The sequence below is a fragment of the Herbiconiux sp. 320_LB genome, assembly GCF_059691755.1.
The window spans coordinates 231776-247901 of the sequence record NZ_JCAWAD010000002.1 but is presented as its reverse complement, the minus strand read 5'-3'; the positions used below and the strand labels follow the sequence as shown (position 1 = coordinate 247901).

At 71.5% G+C, this 16126-nt stretch carries 16 protein-coding genes; 8 read left to right on the top strand and 8 right to left on the bottom strand.

The window, feature by feature from the left end:
- The first annotated feature begins 2 nt into the window (after positions 1 to 2).
- Positions 3 to 656: a hypothetical protein gene (locus AC59HU_RS05275; protein WP_497222311.1), complete on the top strand. Its 654-nt coding sequence runs from the start codon at positions 3 to 5 to the stop codon at positions 654 to 656.
- A 37-nt stretch (positions 657 to 693) separates the two neighbouring features.
- On the opposite strand, the gene AC59HU_RS05270 is transcribed toward AC59HU_RS05275, so the two are convergent.
- Both AC59HU_RS05270 and AC59HU_RS05265 read right to left on the bottom strand, forming a co-directional pair.
- The gene (locus AC59HU_RS05270) at positions 694 to 1863 is read right to left on the bottom strand and encodes a GGDEF domain-containing protein (protein ID WP_497222310.1); all 1170 of its coding nucleotides are present in this window, start codon (positions 1861 to 1863) and stop codon (positions 694 to 696) included.
- A gap of 40 nt (positions 1864 to 1903) precedes the next feature.
- Positions 1904 to 3538: a sensor histidine kinase gene (locus AC59HU_RS05265; RefSeq protein ID WP_497222309.1), complete on the bottom strand. Its 1635-nt coding sequence runs from the start codon at positions 3536 to 3538 to the stop codon at positions 1904 to 1906.
- 109 nt (positions 3539 to 3647) lie between these two features.
- Here AC59HU_RS05265 and AC59HU_RS05260 point away from each other — a divergent pair, with 109 nt between their 5' ends.
- From AC59HU_RS05260 to AC59HU_RS05250, 3 genes are read left to right on the top strand one after another with little or no spacing between them, the layout of a single operon-like run.
- Positions 3648 to 4286, top strand: a complete 639-nt coding sequence (locus tag AC59HU_RS05260; RefSeq protein ID WP_497222308.1) for a response regulator — start codon at positions 3648 to 3650, stop codon at positions 4284 to 4286.
- Positions 4283 to 5485 (top strand): ATP-binding protein, encoded by a 1203-nt coding sequence (locus AC59HU_RS05255; RefSeq protein ID WP_497222307.1) that lies wholly within the window; start codon positions 4283 to 4285, stop codon positions 5483 to 5485. Before AC59HU_RS05260 ends, AC59HU_RS05255 begins: the two co-directional genes overlap by 4 nt.
- Positions 5482 to 6615 (top strand): hypothetical protein, encoded by a 1134-nt coding sequence (locus tag AC59HU_RS05250; RefSeq protein ID WP_497222306.1) that lies wholly within the window; start codon positions 5482 to 5484, stop codon positions 6613 to 6615. The genes AC59HU_RS05255 and AC59HU_RS05250 overlap by 4 nt, the downstream gene beginning before the upstream one ends.
- Positions 6616 to 6694: 79 nt before the next feature.
- Here the strand turns inward: AC59HU_RS05250 and AC59HU_RS05245 are convergent, their stop codons facing one another.
- Together AC59HU_RS05245 and AC59HU_RS05240 are read right to left on the bottom strand one after the other, a co-directional pair.
- Complete coding sequence (locus tag AC59HU_RS05245) at positions 6695 to 7186, bottom strand: MarR family winged helix-turn-helix transcriptional regulator (RefSeq protein WP_497222305.1); 492 nt, start codon at positions 7184 to 7186, stop codon at positions 6695 to 6697.
- The gene (locus tag AC59HU_RS05240; protein WP_497222304.1) at positions 7173 to 7712 is read right to left on the bottom strand and encodes a MarR family winged helix-turn-helix transcriptional regulator; all 540 of its coding nucleotides are present in this window, start codon (positions 7710 to 7712) and stop codon (positions 7173 to 7175) included. Before AC59HU_RS05240 ends, AC59HU_RS05245 begins: the two co-directional genes overlap by 14 nt.
- Before the next feature lie 135 nt (positions 7713 to 7847).
- Between AC59HU_RS05240 and AC59HU_RS05235 the strand changes: the two genes are divergently transcribed.
- A complete protein-coding gene (locus AC59HU_RS05235) occupies positions 7848 to 8783 on the top strand; it encodes a TetR/AcrR family transcriptional regulator (protein WP_497222303.1) in 936 nt (311 codons plus the stop codon).
- Here the strand turns inward: AC59HU_RS05235 and AC59HU_RS05230 are convergent.
- A complete protein-coding gene (locus AC59HU_RS05230; protein ID WP_497222302.1) occupies positions 8682 to 9866 on the bottom strand; it encodes a diguanylate cyclase domain-containing protein in 1185 nt (394 codons plus the stop codon). The two genes, AC59HU_RS05235 and AC59HU_RS05230, sit on opposite strands and share 102 nt — an antisense overlap.
- 2 nt (positions 9867 to 9868) lie before the next feature.
- A complete protein-coding gene (locus AC59HU_RS05225; RefSeq protein ID WP_497222301.1) occupies positions 9869 to 10648 on the bottom strand; it encodes a hypothetical protein in 780 nt (259 codons plus the stop codon).
- 49 nt (positions 10649 to 10697) lie between these two features.
- Here AC59HU_RS05225 and AC59HU_RS05220 point away from each other — a divergent pair, with 49 nt between their 5' ends.
- Positions 10698 to 11294 (top strand): arsenate reductase/protein-tyrosine-phosphatase family protein, encoded by a 597-nt coding sequence (locus AC59HU_RS05220; RefSeq protein ID WP_497222300.1) that lies wholly within the window; start codon positions 10698 to 10700, stop codon positions 11292 to 11294.
- An 8-nt stretch (positions 11295 to 11302) separates the two neighbouring features.
- On the opposite strand, the gene AC59HU_RS05215 is transcribed toward AC59HU_RS05220, so the two are convergent.
- Positions 11303 to 12517, bottom strand: coding sequence for an IPT/TIG domain-containing protein (locus AC59HU_RS05215; RefSeq protein WP_497222299.1), 1215 nt, complete (start codon positions 12515 to 12517; stop codon positions 11303 to 11305).
- A gap of 102 nt (positions 12518 to 12619) precedes the next feature.
- On the opposite strand from AC59HU_RS05215, the gene glgX reads away from it, so the two are divergent.
- Both glgX and AC59HU_RS05205 read left to right on the top strand, forming a co-directional pair.
- Positions 12620 to 14680: a glycogen debranching protein GlgX gene (glgX, locus tag AC59HU_RS05210; RefSeq protein ID WP_497222298.1), complete on the top strand. Its 2061-nt coding sequence runs from the start codon at positions 12620 to 12622 to the stop codon at positions 14678 to 14680.
- 88 nt (positions 14681 to 14768) lie between these two features.
- Complete coding sequence (locus tag AC59HU_RS05205; RefSeq protein WP_497222297.1) at positions 14769 to 15161, top strand: hypothetical protein; 393 nt, start codon at positions 14769 to 14771, stop codon at positions 15159 to 15161.
- Positions 15162 to 15221: 60 nt separating this feature from the next.
- Here the strand turns inward: AC59HU_RS05205 and AC59HU_RS05200 are convergent, their stop codons facing one another.
- Positions 15222 to 16010, bottom strand: coding sequence for a GNAT family N-acetyltransferase (locus tag AC59HU_RS05200; RefSeq protein WP_497222296.1), 789 nt, complete (start codon positions 16008 to 16010; stop codon positions 15222 to 15224).
- Positions 16011 to 16126 lie beyond the last annotated feature (116 nt).

Genomic DNA, 16126 nt, shown 5'->3' with positions numbered 1-16126 from the left:
CCATGCGATTCAGGGAGCATCGAACGGGCCGGAGGCTCGGCCGGACGGCTCTCGCAGCCGGTGTGGGCCTCGCGAGCGTGATCGCGCTCAGCGCCTGCGGCACCGCGCCCTGGGATCAGCCGGGCTTCAACACCGGTTCCGCCTCCCCGACTCTCCCGCCCACCGCCGCCACCCCGAGCCCCTCGGCGACGATCACGCCGATCGTCAACGAACTCGCCACGGGCTCCACGCAGCACGAACTGCAGGCCGGCGACATCTCGCTCACCGTGACCTACTACTCGACGCTGAGCATGGACCAGTGGACGGCGGAGGCCAACAAGCCGATCAGCTTCTCGATGGTCGGCACCCTCGGCAGCGACCAGGGGCAGAAGATCTATCTCTCGCGGGTCTCGGTGACCCCTGCGATCGACGGGCCCACCGGTGCCCTGCCCGCCCCCGCGGCCCTGATGGACCAGGCGTCCGTCGCGCCCGGCTACCTCATCAAGTCGCCGTACAGCTACAGCCAGACGTTCATCCTGCCCGCGGTCGACCCCGCGGCGACGTCGATGACGCTCTCGTTCACCTACGAGATCCTGCTGCAGTCGGCTCCCGACTCGAACGACTACGCCAAGCAGACCGCCGCCGACCAGCTGACGATCGCGATCGCGCAGCCCTAGGCCGCGGTCGGCCGCAGGCCGGAGGTGCGGCGCAGCCCTAGGCCGCGGTTGGGGCCTTGCCCACGACGATGCGGTTGCCGCCCTCGTCGCGCGCCGTCGCGGTCGTGTCGTCGAGCGCGCGCCGGAGCACCGGCAGGCCGTAGCCGAAGGTGTCGGTGTCGACGACCCCGAAGCTCGCCGTCGCCCGGAGCGACTGCTGCGGGTCGATCGGCTCGTCGACCAGCGCGGTCTGCAACCGGATCGCGAGATGCTCGGCGTCGTTGGTCGCCGGGGTCACCACGACGATGACGAACCGCCCGGCACCCGTGTGCCCGAGCAGCGAATCGGTCGGGGCGTGGTGCCGGATGATCTGCGCGACCGAGCGGATGGCGGTGTCGCCGAAGGTGCGCCCGAACGCGGTGTTCATCTGCGGGAGGTTGTCGACATCCATCGCGATCATCGCCAGGCGGTCGCCGTGGAAGGACGCGCGCTCGACCCAGTCGGCCCACTGCTGCATGAACGAGGCCGCCGACAGCACGCCGACCACGGAGTGCACGCCCACGGTCACGTCGCCGAGGGCCCGCGCGCCCGAGCGCTCGGCCTGCAGGATCGACATCGAGATCGTGCCGAGCAGCACCAGCAGGATGGTGAGGATCGTGGTGATCGACGACCCGAAGTACTGCTGGAAGATCGGTGCGTCCGGCCCCATGGTCACGAACACCGAGCTCCGCAGCACGTAGAAGGCGCAGACGATCCAGAGGCTGAAGCTGAGGATGCGGGCGTTGAGGTTGCGTCGCATCCTCGACCGCATCGTCTCGGCGGCGCCGAGGCCCGCGAAGACGGCGATGCCGATGAATAGCGGGGTCGACCCCGTCCAGATACCGGCCGAGGGGCCCTGGAGGAGCGTCAGGACGGCCGTGACCACGCCTGCGGCGAGCGGGACCCAGATATAGGAGGTGCGGCCATTGAAGACCCGGGCGCCGGACCAGATGGCCCCGATCGAGACCACGTAGGCGGCATTGCCGGTGACCAGGATCCACCACAGGTGCGGCGAGAAGCCCCAGACGGCGAACGAGAGGGCCGTCAGCATCCCGGCGATGAAGGAGATGCTCCAGAGCCGGCCCGAGGCGTCGTTGCGCCGCATGGCGGTGTTCAGGATGAACGAGACACCGCAGAGGATGATGACGAGCCCGGAGACGAACAGCAGCGTGGTCATGTCCAGCGTCACGCCGACCCCTCCTCCCGCACTCGCCCAGCCTCACCGGAGTTTAGCGTGAGCGGGGGATGGATGCGGTGAAACGCGTGCCCACTCCGAGGCTGCTGGCGACGGTGAGGTCGCCGCCGTGCCGCCGCACGATGTCGCGGCTGATCGTGAGACCGAGCCCGGAGCCGTGGATGGTCGACTGGCGCACGCCCTCGGCCCGGAAGTAGCGATCGAACAGCTTCGACTGCTCGAGGTCGCTGAGGCCGATGCCGGTGTCGCTGACGACGAGGTCGACGCGCTCGCCGACCGGGGTCACCTCGACGGTCACCGACCCGTTCTCGACGTTGTACTTGATGGCGTTGGTGAGCAGGTTGTCGACCACCTGCCGCAGCCGGAACCCGTCGGCCTCGATCAGCACGGGCTCGCGCGCCGCGTTCTCGATCGTGATGCCGCGCTCGCCGGCCGCCGGGGTCTGCGCCTGGATCGACTGCGCCACGATCTCGGAGAGGTCGCACTGCGAGAACGACATGACGATCTGCTGATCCTTCTCGCTCGCGGCGGTGAGGAGGTCGGCGACGAGCGCGAGGAGGCGATCCGCGTTGGAGGAGGCGACCTCGAGCATCGAGCGGGTCGACTCGTCGAGCCGTTCGTCGTCGAGCGCGAGTTCGAGGTAGCCGAGGATCGAGGTCAGCGGGGTGCGGAGCTCGTGCGACACCGAGGCGACCAGGTCATCACGGGCCTGGATGGCGTTGATCTCGGCGGTCACGTCACGCGAGACCATCACGCCGCCGTCGAGCTCGCCGTCCGGCGAGGTGAGCGGACGGGAGCTGACCGAGAGGGCGATGCGGTGCTGGCCGGGCTCGCCGAGCCAGGTCACCGTGTCGTCGAACCGCTCGCCGTTCACCGCGCGTCGGAAGGGGCGCTCCTCCTCGTCGTAGCGGGTGACCCGGTCGGGTTTGTAGAGCACGGGATGCTCCACGCTCGTCTCCGGCAGGCCGAACTCGGTCTGGTACGCGCGGTTGGCGCGGTTGACGATCGTCTGCTCGCCGTTCTTGTCGAACGCGACCACGCCGAAGGTGACCGCGTTCAGCACCTCGTCGAGGGTCTGCTCCTGCCGGCGGGCGCGGCGGAGCGCCACCTCGAGCAGGTCGGCCTGCTGGCGCAGCAGCCCCCGCTGCGCCGCGGTGCGACTGGAGGTGGCGAGGGTCGTGGTCGCGATGAACGAGAGCGTGATCGGCAGCACCAGCAGGGCCGGGATGCTGTCGATCACGAGCGGGGCTCCGGCCAGTGCCGCGGTGGTCCAGAGCAGCATGGAGCTCGTGACGACGCTGACGATCGCCCCGAGCAGCCCGAAGTAGCTCGAGAGCCAGATCACCGGGAAGACCAGGAGCAGCCCGGCCCCCAGCTGCGAGTTGCCCTCGCGGACGGCGATGATCGCGAAGATGTCGACCAGCGGCAGCAGCCCCGCCCACAGCCGGGGGAAGCGCGACCAGGGCACGAGCGCGGAGGCCGCGGTGAGCACGAAGACGACGGCGACGCCGCCGAAGAACCGGGGGTCGAGCACGGAGGTGGGCTGGAAGACGTAGGCCGCGCAGACCAGGAGGAGCAGGGCGGCCGCCAGGAGCAGCTGCGACTGGAAGACCGCGCGGTCGAAGCGGGAACGGCGCTCCGCCTCGGTAAAGTCGCTCCCCCTGCTCATGAACTGAGGGTACAGCCCCGGCGCAGGGCCGATTGGACGGGGCAATCGTGTCCCGGATATCCTCGACCAGGGGGTCTGGAGTGAGGTCGTGCTGAACGAGCGGAACCCGGTGCCTGCCACCGTGGCCATCGTCGACGACCACGAACTCATCCTCGACGGGGTCTCGAACTGGATCGTCGGCCACGCGCCCGATCTCGACGTCACCATCCGCGCCACCTCGTGGGTCGAGACGGTGCGCCACCCGGCCTTCCCGCCGGACGTCGTGCTGATGGACCTGCAGCTGAAGGAGCCGATCTCGGTCGAGGCGCGCATCCGGATCTGCCGCTCGGTCGGGGCCGCCGTCGTCGTGATGAGCGCGCTGGACGCGCCCGAGACGATCCGCCGGGTGCTCGATGCCGGCGCCGCCTGCTTCGTCTCCAAGGCCCAGCCGGCCAGCGAGCTGCTCGCCGCGGTGCGAGGCGTGCTGCGCGGGCAGTCGGCACCCGCCGTGGCGTGGGACGAACCCGACCGGAGGGGAGTCGGGGTGCCGACCTCCAGCATCCGCTTCACCGAGGAGGAGGAGGAGACGCTGCGACTGTACGTCTCCGGCCACACGCCGGTCGAGGTGGCCATGATCCTCGGCACCAACATCCAGGCCGTGAAGAACGCGCTCGAGCGCGTGCGCGAGCAGTACGCCTCGGAGGGCCGGGTCGCCGAACGCAAGCAGGACCTCGCGCTGCGGGCCGCCGAGGACGGCTACCTGGCATGACCCTGCAGATCGCCGCCGACGTCGACGGCGTCGCCACCAGCCGCGCACTCGCCCGGGCCGGCACCTGGTTCGCCGCCGTCTTCCTCGCCGCGACCTTCGTGATCGCCGCGCTGTTCATCCCGGTCACCGGGCACCTCGAGATCCTGCTCGCCCTCGCCGGGCTCGTCGTCGTCGCCGCGGGCGTGCTCGCCGCCCTCCGGGCCCGCTCCTTCGTCAGCGCCGTCGGTGCGACCCTCGTGGCCTGCGCCGGCCTCTATCTCTACGCGGTCGTCACGACGGCGGTCTCGGTGGCCGTGCCGGGCAGCACGCCCTCCAGCGACTACGTGCTGCTGTCGATGCCGGAGTTCGCGGTGCTCGTCGTCGGCATCCCCGCCCGGTCGCTCGGCAAGGCCATCTTCCTCGGCACGCTCGCCTTCGTGGCGGGGCCCGGGCTGGTGCAGGTCGCAGCCTGGCAGTCGGGCATGCCGCTCGCCGTCGACGTGCCGGTGGTCGCCTCCTTCGTCGCGCTCGCGCTGTTCGTCACCGCGCTCTGGGTGGGCCGGCGGGATGCGGCGCGCGGCACGGCCGTGATGTCGACGGCCGCGCTCGCCGAGGAGCGTGACGTGGCGCTCGCCGCCTTCTCCGAGACCGCCTCGGCCTGGGTGCAGGAGAACGTGCTCGCCGACCTGCGGGCGCTCGCGCAGAGTGCTCCCGGGCCGCTTCGCGACGACCAGTTGCAGGCGATCGACCGCGACCTGGCGAATCTCGCCGACGTCGGCCCGGTGCTGGCCGGCCCGGGCTCGGCGGGGGCGGCAGCGCGGTCGCTCTCGAAGGCGCCGCTGCTGATGGCGGTGGTGCGCGACGCCGAGCAGAAGGGCCTGCAGCTGCGGGTGACCGGCGACGTGGAGGCGATCAACGGCGTCTCCTCGGCGGTGGCGCGCGGTCTCGAGCGGGCGGTGACCGAGTGCCTCGACAACGTGCTGCGGCACTCGGGGGTGCGGGAGGCCGACATCTCGGTCATGTCGAGCCCGCCCGAGCTCAGCGTGATGGTGTCGGATGCGGGCACCGGCTTCGACGTCGAGCGCACCGGTGACGACACGGTCGGGCTCCGCATGGTCGTGGTCGAGAGCATCGTCGAGGTGGGCGGCTCGGTGCAGATCTGGTCGCGGCCGGGCGCCGGCACGGCGGTCTTCATGACCGTGGCGGGGGTCGAGGTATGAAGCCGCTGAAGCCCGCCCGGGGCACGACCGCCCTGCAGCTGGACCCGCTGGCCTCGATCAGCGCCCGGGGCTTCCTGGTGGTGGTGGCCGCCGTGTCGATCGTCTGCGCGATCGGACTGACCCTCGCGACCACCTCGCAGATCTCGTCCTGGCCGCTCGCCGTCGCCGCGATCGTGGCGGTGATCGCGGGCTTCGGCTGGTTCATCCGGAGCGCCTTCCGCTTCGACCTCGGGGTGACGAGCGACCGCTTCGCGACCTCGTTCGCGCTGGTCGCGATCGCCGCGGTGCTCAACTCGCTCAGCTGCGTCGGCACCAACGCCGCGGTGCGCGACGACTGGGGGCTGATCACGATCGGCCTGGTGCTGATGGCGGCGGCGCCGTTCCGCACCCACGTGGAGCTCGGGACCTACACCGGGATCGCGGTAGGGCTCACCGCCGTGCTCACCGTGCTGCACCTGTTCACCGGCTTCGGCGAGGTGGTGCCGGCCCCGGTCATCCTGCTCGTCGCGGTCGCCCCCTCGCTCGCCATGGGGCTGGGCGCGGTGGCCTACGCCCGGTCGCTCGTGCTCGACATCTACGCCGAGCGCCTCGACCAGGCCGAGCAGCGAGACCAGCAGCTCGAGCGGCTTCGCCAGGAGTTCGTCGACGACGACGTGATCGGCGAGGTCGGGGGCCTGCGGAGCGACGTCGTGCCGTTCCTGGCCCGACTCCGGATGACCGGCACCCTCTCGGTCGAGGACCGGGTCACCGCGGGCCGGCTCGCCACCGCGCTGCACGCCGCTCTGGTCGAGGCGGCCGAGGTGGATTCGCTCGGCGACCACGTCGACGTGCTCGTCGACGAGAGCGGGCTCTCGCCGCGGCTGCACGAGGACGACCGGGCGACCGTCCGCGCCCTGCTGGCGGCCCTGGAGGCCTCGCCGCTGACCCGCCCGGGCTCGATCGTGCTCGAGCTGATCGAGGGCGAGGAGGACCGGTTCGCCATGGTGCGCTGCGCGAGCGACGACGTGCAGCGGTTGCGCACCGACGTGCTGCCCTTCATCCGGATGATCCGGCTGATGTTCCCGACCGCCAGCGAGCAGATCGCGGGCGAGGAACTGCTCGTGCACTTCGACGTGCCGCGACTGGCCTGAGCCGGCCGAGTCGGCCGGGTCGGACTCAGGCGTGGGCGCCGTTTACTCGGGCGGTGCGGTGCGGTGCCGTGCCGGGCGCTCAGGCGGCGCTGTGGGCGCTGTCGGCCTCGTCGATGCCGTCGGCGGCCGCGGCCATCGCCACGAGGAACGTGCGTACGGTCTCTGCCTCGGACGGGTCGAGCCGGGCGGCGACCGAGATCATCCGTCGGTGCAGCGCCCCGAGCGTGGCGCGCACCTCGTCGTCGGAACCGGGAGTGGCGACGACGGCGAGGCTGCGACGGTCGGTCGGATGCGGCTGCCGGTCGAGGTGGCCAGACGTGGTCAAGCGGTCGAGCATCACGGTGACCGAGGCTGACTTCATGCCGAGGTGGTCGGCCAGCATGCCAGGGGTGACGACGCGGCCCTCGCTCTGCGCCTTGAGCAGGTAGCGCAGGGCCGTGAGGTCGTTCTCGCCCATCTTCATCGACTCGCGGGTGCGCCGCCGCATCGCGGCCTCCGCCGTGCGGTAGGCGCGCATCGCGCTCAGCACCTCCGCTGCGAGCGGAGAGGCCGTCGGGTCAGCCGCGCTCATCGAGCCGCACCGTGTGGGGGGTGACGTGGTTGTCGATCTCGTCCACCGCATCCCTCATCGAGTCGAAGAAGCCGACGATCGTCTTCGCGTCGGCCGGATCGAGCTGGTCGACGACCGCGAGCAGCTCGGGTCGCACCTCGCCCAGGGTCGCCGCGGCGAGCTCGTCGGTCGGCACGGTCGGCACGATGATCAGGGCGCGCCGGTCGAAGGGACTGGGCTCGCGGTGGATGTGGCCGTTGCGTTCCAGCCTGTCGAGCAGCACCGTGATCGAGGCGCTGGTGATGCCGAGGTACTGCGCGAGTTCTTTGGGGCCGACGGCCCGGCCCTGCTCCTGAGCGCGAAGGAGGTACCGCATCGCGATCAGGTCGTTCTCGCCCATGCCCATCGACTCCTGGGAGCGTCGACGCATCGCGGTCTCGGCGGCGCGGTAGGAACGGAGGGCCTCGAGGACCGCGATACTGCGCGCGCGATCGGCGTCGTCACCGTACCAATAGTGCGGTGACGCCTCGGTTCGATCGGAGCTCATCCCGTAATCGTAGTCCAACTGCTTACTAGAGTGGCTAGCGGTTGTCCTGAGACCCCTGCCCGGGGGGCAGATCTGGTGTTCTCCGTGCGCTGATATCGTCGAGGGACAGTGAGGTACGAGGGAGGAGGCGACCTGGTGGGACATTCTCCGGACCCCGAGGACCGCCAGACGCCTCGGTCACGGATCCGCGCCTCCGAGGTGAGGCGCCGGGTGCTCGACGTCGCACTGGAACGGGTCGAGAGCATCGGGCTGACGATCGGGTTCGAGCACATCGTGATGGACGACCTCATCCGCGAGGCCGGGGTGCCGCGGAGCTCGACCTACCGGCTCTGGGACTCGAAGGACGCCTTCATCACCGACCTGCTCAAGGAGATCGCGGCGGAGACCTCGACCAAGCTCGCCGACGACGAGACTCTCGAACTCAGCGAACGGATCCTCTACGCGAACCTCGACAAGCTCGAGAACGAGGACGACCGTCGTCGCGTGATGTACGAGGTCATCCGCGTGGCGCTCGAGCACAACTACCGGGCCGTGATCTCCTCGGTCGCCTGGCAGTCCTACGTCGGTCTCTCGGCCACGCTCCTCAGCCACCTCGAGTGGTCGGCGCGGGAGCAGATCGAACGCTCCCTACGCGAGGGCAGCGACTCCTTCATCGAACGGATGGCCGAGTTCCACGGCTGGTTCTCCTCCATCCTGGGCTATCGGCTCCGCGCGGAATGGAACGGCGACTACCGCCCCTACGCCGTCGTGATCTCGGCGGTCGTGGAGGGGCTGGGGCTGCGCCACCTCGGCAACCCCGGACTCGTCGACGACACGTACACCGGGCCGGCGACGACCACCTCGGACGACCCGGCCTGGAACCTGCCGGCCATCGCGCTCGTCGCCATCCTGGAGCGGTTCCTCGAGCCGGATCCGGCGTACGACGCGGCGGCGACGGTCGCCGCGCTCCGCGCGCGGGCGGCCGAGGCGTCAGGTGCGGTCGGCGAGCACGATCCGGCCGAGCCGGACCCGGGCATCCTGCCCCAGGGCGCCGCCGGCGGAGTCGATCAGCCGGGCGAGCAGCACCGCTGACGGCAGCGGCTCGTCGATCTCGGTGCCGCTGCGCTCCCGCGGACGGCTGAGGCCGAAGCTGACGTCCGAGTCCTCGTGCGCCCGGGCGGTGCCGGCCCGATAGGCGTCCTGCATCGCGGCGGCGAGGGCGGCTGCGGAGTCGAGGTCGACGTCGGGCAGGAGGATCGCGAACCGGTCGCCGGGCAGTCGGCCGAGCACCGCGTCGTCCGGCACGACGGCGATGATCGCCCGGGCGAGGGCGGCGAGCAGCCCGTTGGCGTGGGCGACGCCGTACGCGCCGCGGAGCTTGTCGAGGAGGTCGACGGCTGCCAGGATCACGACGGGCCGGCCCCCGGTCTCGTCCCGGCGAGCCTCGTCGAGCCGCGCCGCGGCGAGCCGGATGAACACGGCCCGCTCCTCGAAGCGCTGCCGGTTGCCGTCGGCGGTGCGCTTGGTGAACAGGCCCCTGGCCTCCTGCACGCGGATCGCGATGATCGCCGCGCCGCCGCACAGCACCAGCACCAGGTTCATCGCCGAGACGAACTCGGTGCCGAAGAACTGCCGGTACAGCGCGCTGTCGGGCCCGGCGGAGAGGAAGACCGCGCTGCGGGCGAGGATGTAGACCGTGTGCACCCCGAGCACGACGGTGAGGATGCGCGCGCCGACGAACCTGCTCAACCGCGGCCGCAGGGACTCGATCACGATGAGCACCGAGAACAACGCCAGGGCCAGCATCTTCTCTCCGGCGCCGGCCCAGCGCGGGCCCTCCTCGCTCGGCAGCGACGCAGTGACCGCGACCACGAGGCAGACGATCAGCACCAGCCAGATCGGGCTCCGGCGGCGGTTGAAGGCGCGGCAGCCCATCCACAGCGCACCGAGCGTGAGCACCATCATCGAGTTGCCGACGGCGACCGACCACCAGATGTCGTCGGCCCGCGAAGCCACGAAGTAGGCCACGGTGCTGAGGCTGGCCGCGATGAAGACGACCGCCCAGTAGCGGGCCGCGGACTCGCTGGGGCTCCGGAACCGCTCCACGAAGAACAGGGCGCCGAGCACGGCGACGGTCAGCACCATGGCCGGCAGGAGGATCGTGAGGTCGAGCACCCTCAGCAGTCCGCACCGAGGTCGGTGGGGGCGGCGATCACGGTGATCGTGCCGTCCTGCGCCGTGACGACGACCCCATAGGTGTCGCGCGTGTCGTCGCGCACCGTGTCGACGACGACGTCGAAGGTGCCGCCGGTGAGTCGCTCGTTGCCGGCCACGGCGGGGGCGTAGGCCGCGAAGGGGTCGCCGATCCGCGCGCCGTGGGGTGTGACGACGTCGACCACCGCTCCGGCCGGGCCGGTCACGGGGGCCGAGCGGGCGATCGCCTCGAAGTCGGCCGCGGTCGAGGCCGGATCCTGCCCGGGATAGCGGACGGCGATCGAGGGCCACGAGACGGAGGTCGAGCCCTGCTCGCACTTCGCCGGCGGCGCGTAGCTCGTGCTCGGCGGGCCGAGGAGCGCCGTCAGGGCGCCGATCGCCGGGGCCGCGGAGTCGGAGTAGCCGTAGTCGACGGATCCGGCGTCGGTCACGACCGTGAGCCCGCCCGCGCCGACGACGAGGTACGGGACGGCGGCGGTGCCGGGGCCGGGCGAGGCCGCACCCGTCGGCGGGGCGATGGTGTCACCCGGAGGGACCGTGGCTCCGAGGTCCGGGTCGCCGGAGGGCCCGGGCGCGGAGGGGGCGGACGTCGCCGGGGCCGTCGCGGAAGAGGATGACGTCGCGCCTGCGTCGTCGGTGCTGTCGTCGGAGCCGGCGGCCACGCATCCGATCAGGAGAACGGCACCGATCAGGATGCCGGCGAACGCGGCAGCCGCCCGGCGTGGGCCTCGGATCGCTTGCACGCTCTTCCCCCTGTGCGCCGTGAAGGTGGTCACACAGTAGCGTAGACGGGTGGCCGACTTCTCCGTTCTCACCGTGTGCTCCGGCAACATCTGCCGCTCGCCGCTCGCCGAGCAGATCCTGCGGGCGCGGCTGTCGGAGCTGCCCGAGATCGCGTTCTCCAGCGCCGGCACCTATGCCGGCGAGGGCGACCGGATGCCCGAGCAGGCGGCCGCGCTGTCGCTCCGGTTCGGCGGCGACCCGCACGCCCATCGCGCCCGGTACTTCACCGAGCAGATCGTCGGCGACGCCGACCTCGTGCTCGCGATGTCGCGCAGCCACCGCCGCGAGATCGTCGAGCTGGTGCCGCGCAAGGTCGGGGTGACCTTCACGCTGCGGGAGTTCGCGCGGCTGTCCGAGGGGCTGGACGACGCAACCGTCGTCGACGCCTCCGCGGTGGCGCCCACGCTCCGCTCCGGGCTCGCCGAGGTCGTGGCGCTCGTCGCGTCGCGGAAGGGCCAGGTTGGTCCTCCGGTCGCGAGCGAGGACGACGATGTGATCGACCCCTACCGCCGCAGCGACGAGACCTACGAGCGCTCGGCCGCCCAGCTCGTGCCGGCGGCCGACGAGGTCGCGCGCATCCTGCGGCTCGCGGCCTCGGCGCACTGACCCCCCGACTAGAGGGCGCGGCGGCGGAGGCGAGCGGCGGCGGCCAGCAGCAGGCCGAGGCCGAGCACTCCGGCGGCACCCGCGGCCAGCGGAGCCGGGTCGGTTCCGGTCGCGGCGAGGGTGGTTCCGCCCGTGCCGGCCGGGATGATCGGCGTCACCGGGGTGACGGGCACGATCGCGTCGTACGTGTAGGCGAGCGTCGCGGTCGCGCCGCCGGGGTTCGCGAGCAGCACGGTCACGGTCGAGCCCGCGGTGCCGGCCGGTGTGACGGCGGTCAGCGAAGTGCCGTCCGCGGCGACGACGACGTTCGTTGCCGGGACGCCGCCGAAGATGACCGGGGTGCCGGGCACGAAGCCGGTGCCGGTGATCGTGACGGTCTGGCCGCCGGCCGAGGTGCCGTGTGCCGGGGTGATCCCGGTCGCAGTGAGCGGGATCACCGGCGGCACGACGGCGGGCGTCTCGCAGATGACCGAGGCGAGCACCATGCTCGTCGCGACGGTCGCCGGCGGGATGGTCACGGTCGAGGCGTCGGCGTCGAGGAACGAGCCCTCGACCAGCACCTGGGCGGCCAGTGCGATCCCGATCGCACCGTCGGGCTCGGCGAGCGCCTCCTGAGCCACCCGCACGGTGACCTTCACGCCGCTCAGGTCGACGGTCGAGGCTCCGTTGCCGGTGCCGACAGCGGTCGGGAGGGTCGTGCTCTGCTCAGCACCCGGGGTGGTGTCGTCGAGGGTCACCGGGATCCCGAGGATGCGCAGGCCCGAGGTGTTGACGACGGCCTGCGGCGTGCCGTCGACCGGGCACTCGGCGGCGGCTTCGGCCACGTCCAGGCTCACCAGCGACACGCCGAACAGGTTCGCCGAGGTGTCGGCGACGCGCGACGCCGCGTGGGCCACGGTGTCGTTGCTCTCGACGGCGGTCGAGACCGTGCCGAGCGAGATGTCGGCGATGCCCAGGTCGAGGAGGTCCTGGTCGGTCAGGTTCGACGCGTCCTGCCCCGGGTTGGAGACGGCGACGCCTCCCACGATGTTGGACTGCTCGTAGTTGAAGAGGCTGCCGAAGTGCACCTCGAAGTCGACGGCGCCGCCGAAGGCGGTCGCATCCCCCGGATCGGCGCTCGCCGGACCCGCGACGAGGAGGCTCGTGCCCCCGACCAGCCCGGCTGCGACCAGCCCGGCGACGACTCTGTTCTTGACGCGCGTGTTCACTGTGGTTCCCCCCATAGGATCTGCTCGCGCAGCCTCTATCGGACGCGCGACAGTGCACACAATACCGCTCGTGCCGCCCCCGTGCCGATCCGGTCTCGTCATGCCTTGATGGAGGACATGCCCGAATCGCGTTCCCTTCCCTATCCGCTCGGCGTCAGCATGATCGACGGCCGCGTCAACCTCGCCATCTACTCCGAGACCGCCGACAGCGTCTTCGCCTGCACCTTCGACGACTCCGGGGCCGAGACCCGCACCCGGCTGAGCGAGCGGACCGGCCACGTCTTCCACGGTTTCGTGGACGGCGCCGGCATCGGGACCCGCTACGGCATCCGCGTCGACGGACCCTGGGATCCCGCGCAGGGGCTCCGCCACAACGTCGAGAAGCTGCTGCTGGATCCGCACGCGACCGCGATCGAGGGCGCCTACGACTGGGCCGCCGACAACCAGGCCTTCTTCGGCCACGAGCTCGACGACCCGGAGACGCGCAACGACAGCGACTCCGCCGCCGTCACGCCGCGCTGCATCATCACCGACCCCTCGTTCGACTGGGGAGACGACCGCGCACCGCGGCGCCTGCTGTCGGAGACCGTCGTCTACGAGACGCACGTCAAGGGCTTCACGATGCAGCACCCGGACGTGCCCGAGGAGATCCGCGGCACCTACGCCGGGCTCGCGCATCCGGCCGCACTCAAGCACTTCACCGACCTCGGCGTGACCGCGGTCGAGCTGCTCCCCGTGCACCAGTTCGTGCAGGACAGCCATCTCGAGGAGAAGGGCCTGCGCAACTACTGGGGCTACAACTCGATCGGCTTCTTCGCGCCGCACAACGAGTACAGCCGGGGCGGCGCCTCGGCGGCCGACGGACGCCAGGTCGTGGAGTTCAAGCAGATGGTGAAGGCCTTCCACGAGGCCGGCCTCGAGGTCATCCTCGACGTCGTCTACAACCACACCGCCGAGGGCAACGACCTCGGCCCCACCCTGAGCTTCAAGGGCATCGACAACGCGGCCTACTACCGCCTGGTCGAGGGCGACGAGCAGCACTACTTCGACACCACGGGCACCGGCAACAGCCTGAACGTGGGTCACCCCGCCGCGCTCGGACTGATCATGGACTCGCTGCGCTACTGGGTCACCGAGATGCACATCGACGGCTTCCGCTTCGACCTCGCCACCACGCTCACCCGGCAGGGCGGCGACGCCGAGCTGCACAGCGCCTTCCTCGACCTGATCGCCCAGGATCCGGTGCTCGCCCCGGTCAAGATGATCGCGGAGCCGTGGGACACCGCGGGCTACCAGGTGGGCGGGTTCCCCGCCGACTGGTCGGAGTGGAACGGCAAGTTCCGCGACGACGTGCGCGACTTCTGGAACGGCACCGACTCGGTGCTCGGGACGGTCTCGCAGCGCATCCTCGGCTCGCCCGACGTCTACGAGGCATCGCGCCGCTCGCCGCTGTCGAGCGTCAACTTCGTCACGGCCCACGACGGCTTCACCCTCGCCGACCTCACCGCCTACGACGCCAAGCACAACGCGGCCAACGGCGAGGACAACAACGACGGCGAGAGCGACAACCGCTCCTCCAACGGCGGGGCCGAGGGCCCCACGGACGACCCGGCCGTGAACGAGCGCCGTGCCCGGAAGCGACGCAACCTGCTCGCGACCGTGCTGCTCTCGGCGGGCGTGCCGATGATCCTCGGCGGCGACGAGATCGGGCGCACCCAGGGCGGCAACAACAACGCCTACTGCCAGGACAACGAGGTGTCGTGGTTCGACTGGGCGAACGCCGACGAGTCGCTGCTGGAGTTCACGAAGACGCTCATCCGGCTGCGGGCCGAGAACGTCGCGCCGCACCCGGCCTGGTTCCGCCAGGCTCCGGATGCGCCGGATGACCCGCAGGACACGGTCGAGACCCTGCGCTCGGACGGTCAGTCGTTCAGCGACGAGGACTGGGACAACCCCGACGCCCGTTCGATCACCTTCGTGCTCGCGCATCCGGGTGCCGACTCGTTCGCGCTGCTGCTGAACGCGGCCGAGAACGGCGTGGAGTTCGCGCTGCCGGCCGCCCCCGGCGCCGGGTGGGAGCTGGCGATCTCCTCCGACGAGGAGCAGAACGTCGAGGAGGGCGCCGAGACCCTGATCGTGCGGGACGGATCCTTCACCCTGCTCCGCTCACGCTCATGAGCGGGCCCGGCGGGGCCGGCGGGGCCGCGGCACGAACCTGTGTCCGACACCTGATGCGGGATGACCGCACCGGGGGGATGGTGGGGAGATGAAGCGGATCACCTACGCCGGCGAATCGGTGCTGACCTCGGATGACGTGGCGCGCGCACTGATCGAGCTCACGGCTGCCCTCACCACGAGGGGCGTCGCCGAGGTGATCGAGATCCCGATCCTCGCCGACCCTCCGGCGAACTCGGAGGCGGAGGACGGGATCTCGTCGGCGGCCTTCGTGGTCGGACAGGGCACGTCGATGCTGGCGGTTCCGGAGGCCGGTCACGGTGCCGAGCCGGACTTCTCGCGCTCGGTCGACGACCTGGTGCGGCGCCTCGGCCGGGTGAGCAGCGTGCGATCGGTGGCCGTGCCCTCGGCGCGTGCCGACCTCGAGCTGCCCTTCGAGGAGCTCGACCTCGACCTCGGCGATCCGGACGTCGACCCGGCCTGAGGGGTCGGGCGGGGCCGGGGCGGCTCGGGCCGGATTCGTTCGCGGCTCGGCGGGCCCGCGTCAGGGCGCGGCGACCAGGTAGCTCCAACTCTCCATGCGCTCGAAGCCGAAGTGGAGTCCGAGGTGCCGGGGCGAGGAGGAGGCGGTGGTCTGCAGGTACGCCCGGCGGGCCCCGCGCGCATAGCCGTCGAACAAAATTCGGGCGAGTACCGCGCGCCCGGCCCCGCGGCCGCGGTGCTCCGGGTGCGTCGAGACACCGAACACCCCGAGCGCGCCGTCTTCGAGCGCGCTGAACCCGGTGGCGACGGGTAGCTCGCCCTCCTCGCCGAGGTACGCGGTGAAGTGCTCGTCGTCGAGCACGGCCCGGGAGGTGAGGTCGCCGAACGCGGCCGGCGGCATCCCGAACCCGCGCGAGAGCGCTCCGGCCCAGGCGCGGCGGCTGCGCCCGTGCCCGCCCTGCACGGGCCGCACCCGGAACCCCGGCCGCGGGACCGGCTCGATGCCGTGGCCGTCGAGGTCGGCCAATCCCAGGAGGTCGAGGGTGCGGTCGCGCGCGAGGCCGTGGCCGCTCGCGATGCCGAGCACCAGGGGCGACGGGGCACGCCGCAGCTGGATGCTCCACGGTACGCCGAACGCGGCGGCCTCGTCGGCGAGCATCCCGACCTCGGCCGGTTCGGGGGCCGGCACCCAGCTGACCACGCCGTTCAGCGTCGGCACGGCGCTGCCGGAGCGGAGGAGGGCGAGACCGGGGGAGGGCTCGGAGAAGGATCCGTGCGGTGCGACCAGGGCCAGACGGCGCAGCGCCCGGGTCAGGTCGCGCGCCGCGGTGTCGGCGGTGGCGCTGTTCATCGTGTCTCCAGTGAAGCGCACGGTGTCGCGGGCGGAACCGCAATCCCGGCGGCGCGACCGCAAACCTCCCCGGGGGGAACCGCACGCGGATACCGGCCGAAACGACCCGGCGGCGG

Bases quoted from the DNA above. Each gene is read 5' to 3' on its own strand.
- AC59HU_RS05275 (WP_497222311.1), top strand. From the start codon at position 3: ATGCGATTCAGGGAGCATCGAACGGGCCGGAGGCTCGGCCGGACGGCT.
- AC59HU_RS05265 (WP_497222309.1), bottom strand. From the start codon at position 3,538: ATGAGCAGGGGGAGCGACTTTACCGAGGCGGAGCGCCGTTCCCGCTTC.
- AC59HU_RS05255 (WP_497222307.1), top strand. From the start codon at position 4,283: ATGACCCTGCAGATCGCCGCCGACGTCGACGGCGTCGCCACCAGCCGC.
- AC59HU_RS05250 (WP_497222306.1), top strand. From the start codon at position 5,482: ATGAAGCCGCTGAAGCCCGCCCGGGGCACGACCGCCCTGCAGCTGGAC.
- AC59HU_RS05245 (WP_497222305.1), bottom strand. From the start codon at position 7,186: ATGAGCGCGGCTGACCCGACGGCCTCTCCGCTCGCAGCGGAGGTGCTG.
- AC59HU_RS05240 (WP_497222304.1), bottom strand. From the start codon at position 7,712: ATGAGCTCCGATCGAACCGAGGCGTCACCGCACTATTGGTACGGTGAC.
- AC59HU_RS05215 (WP_497222299.1), bottom strand. From the start codon at position 12,517: ATGGGGGGAACCACAGTGAACACGCGCGTCAAGAACAGAGTCGTCGCC.
- glgX (WP_497222298.1), top strand. From the start codon at position 12,620: ATGCCCGAATCGCGTTCCCTTCCCTATCCGCTCGGCGTCAGCATGATC.
- AC59HU_RS05205 (WP_497222297.1), top strand. From the start codon at position 14,769: ATGAAGCGGATCACCTACGCCGGCGAATCGGTGCTGACCTCGGATGAC.
- AC59HU_RS05200 (WP_497222296.1), bottom strand. From the start codon at position 16,010: ATGAACAGCGCCACCGCCGACACCGCGGCGCGCGACCTGACCCGGGCG.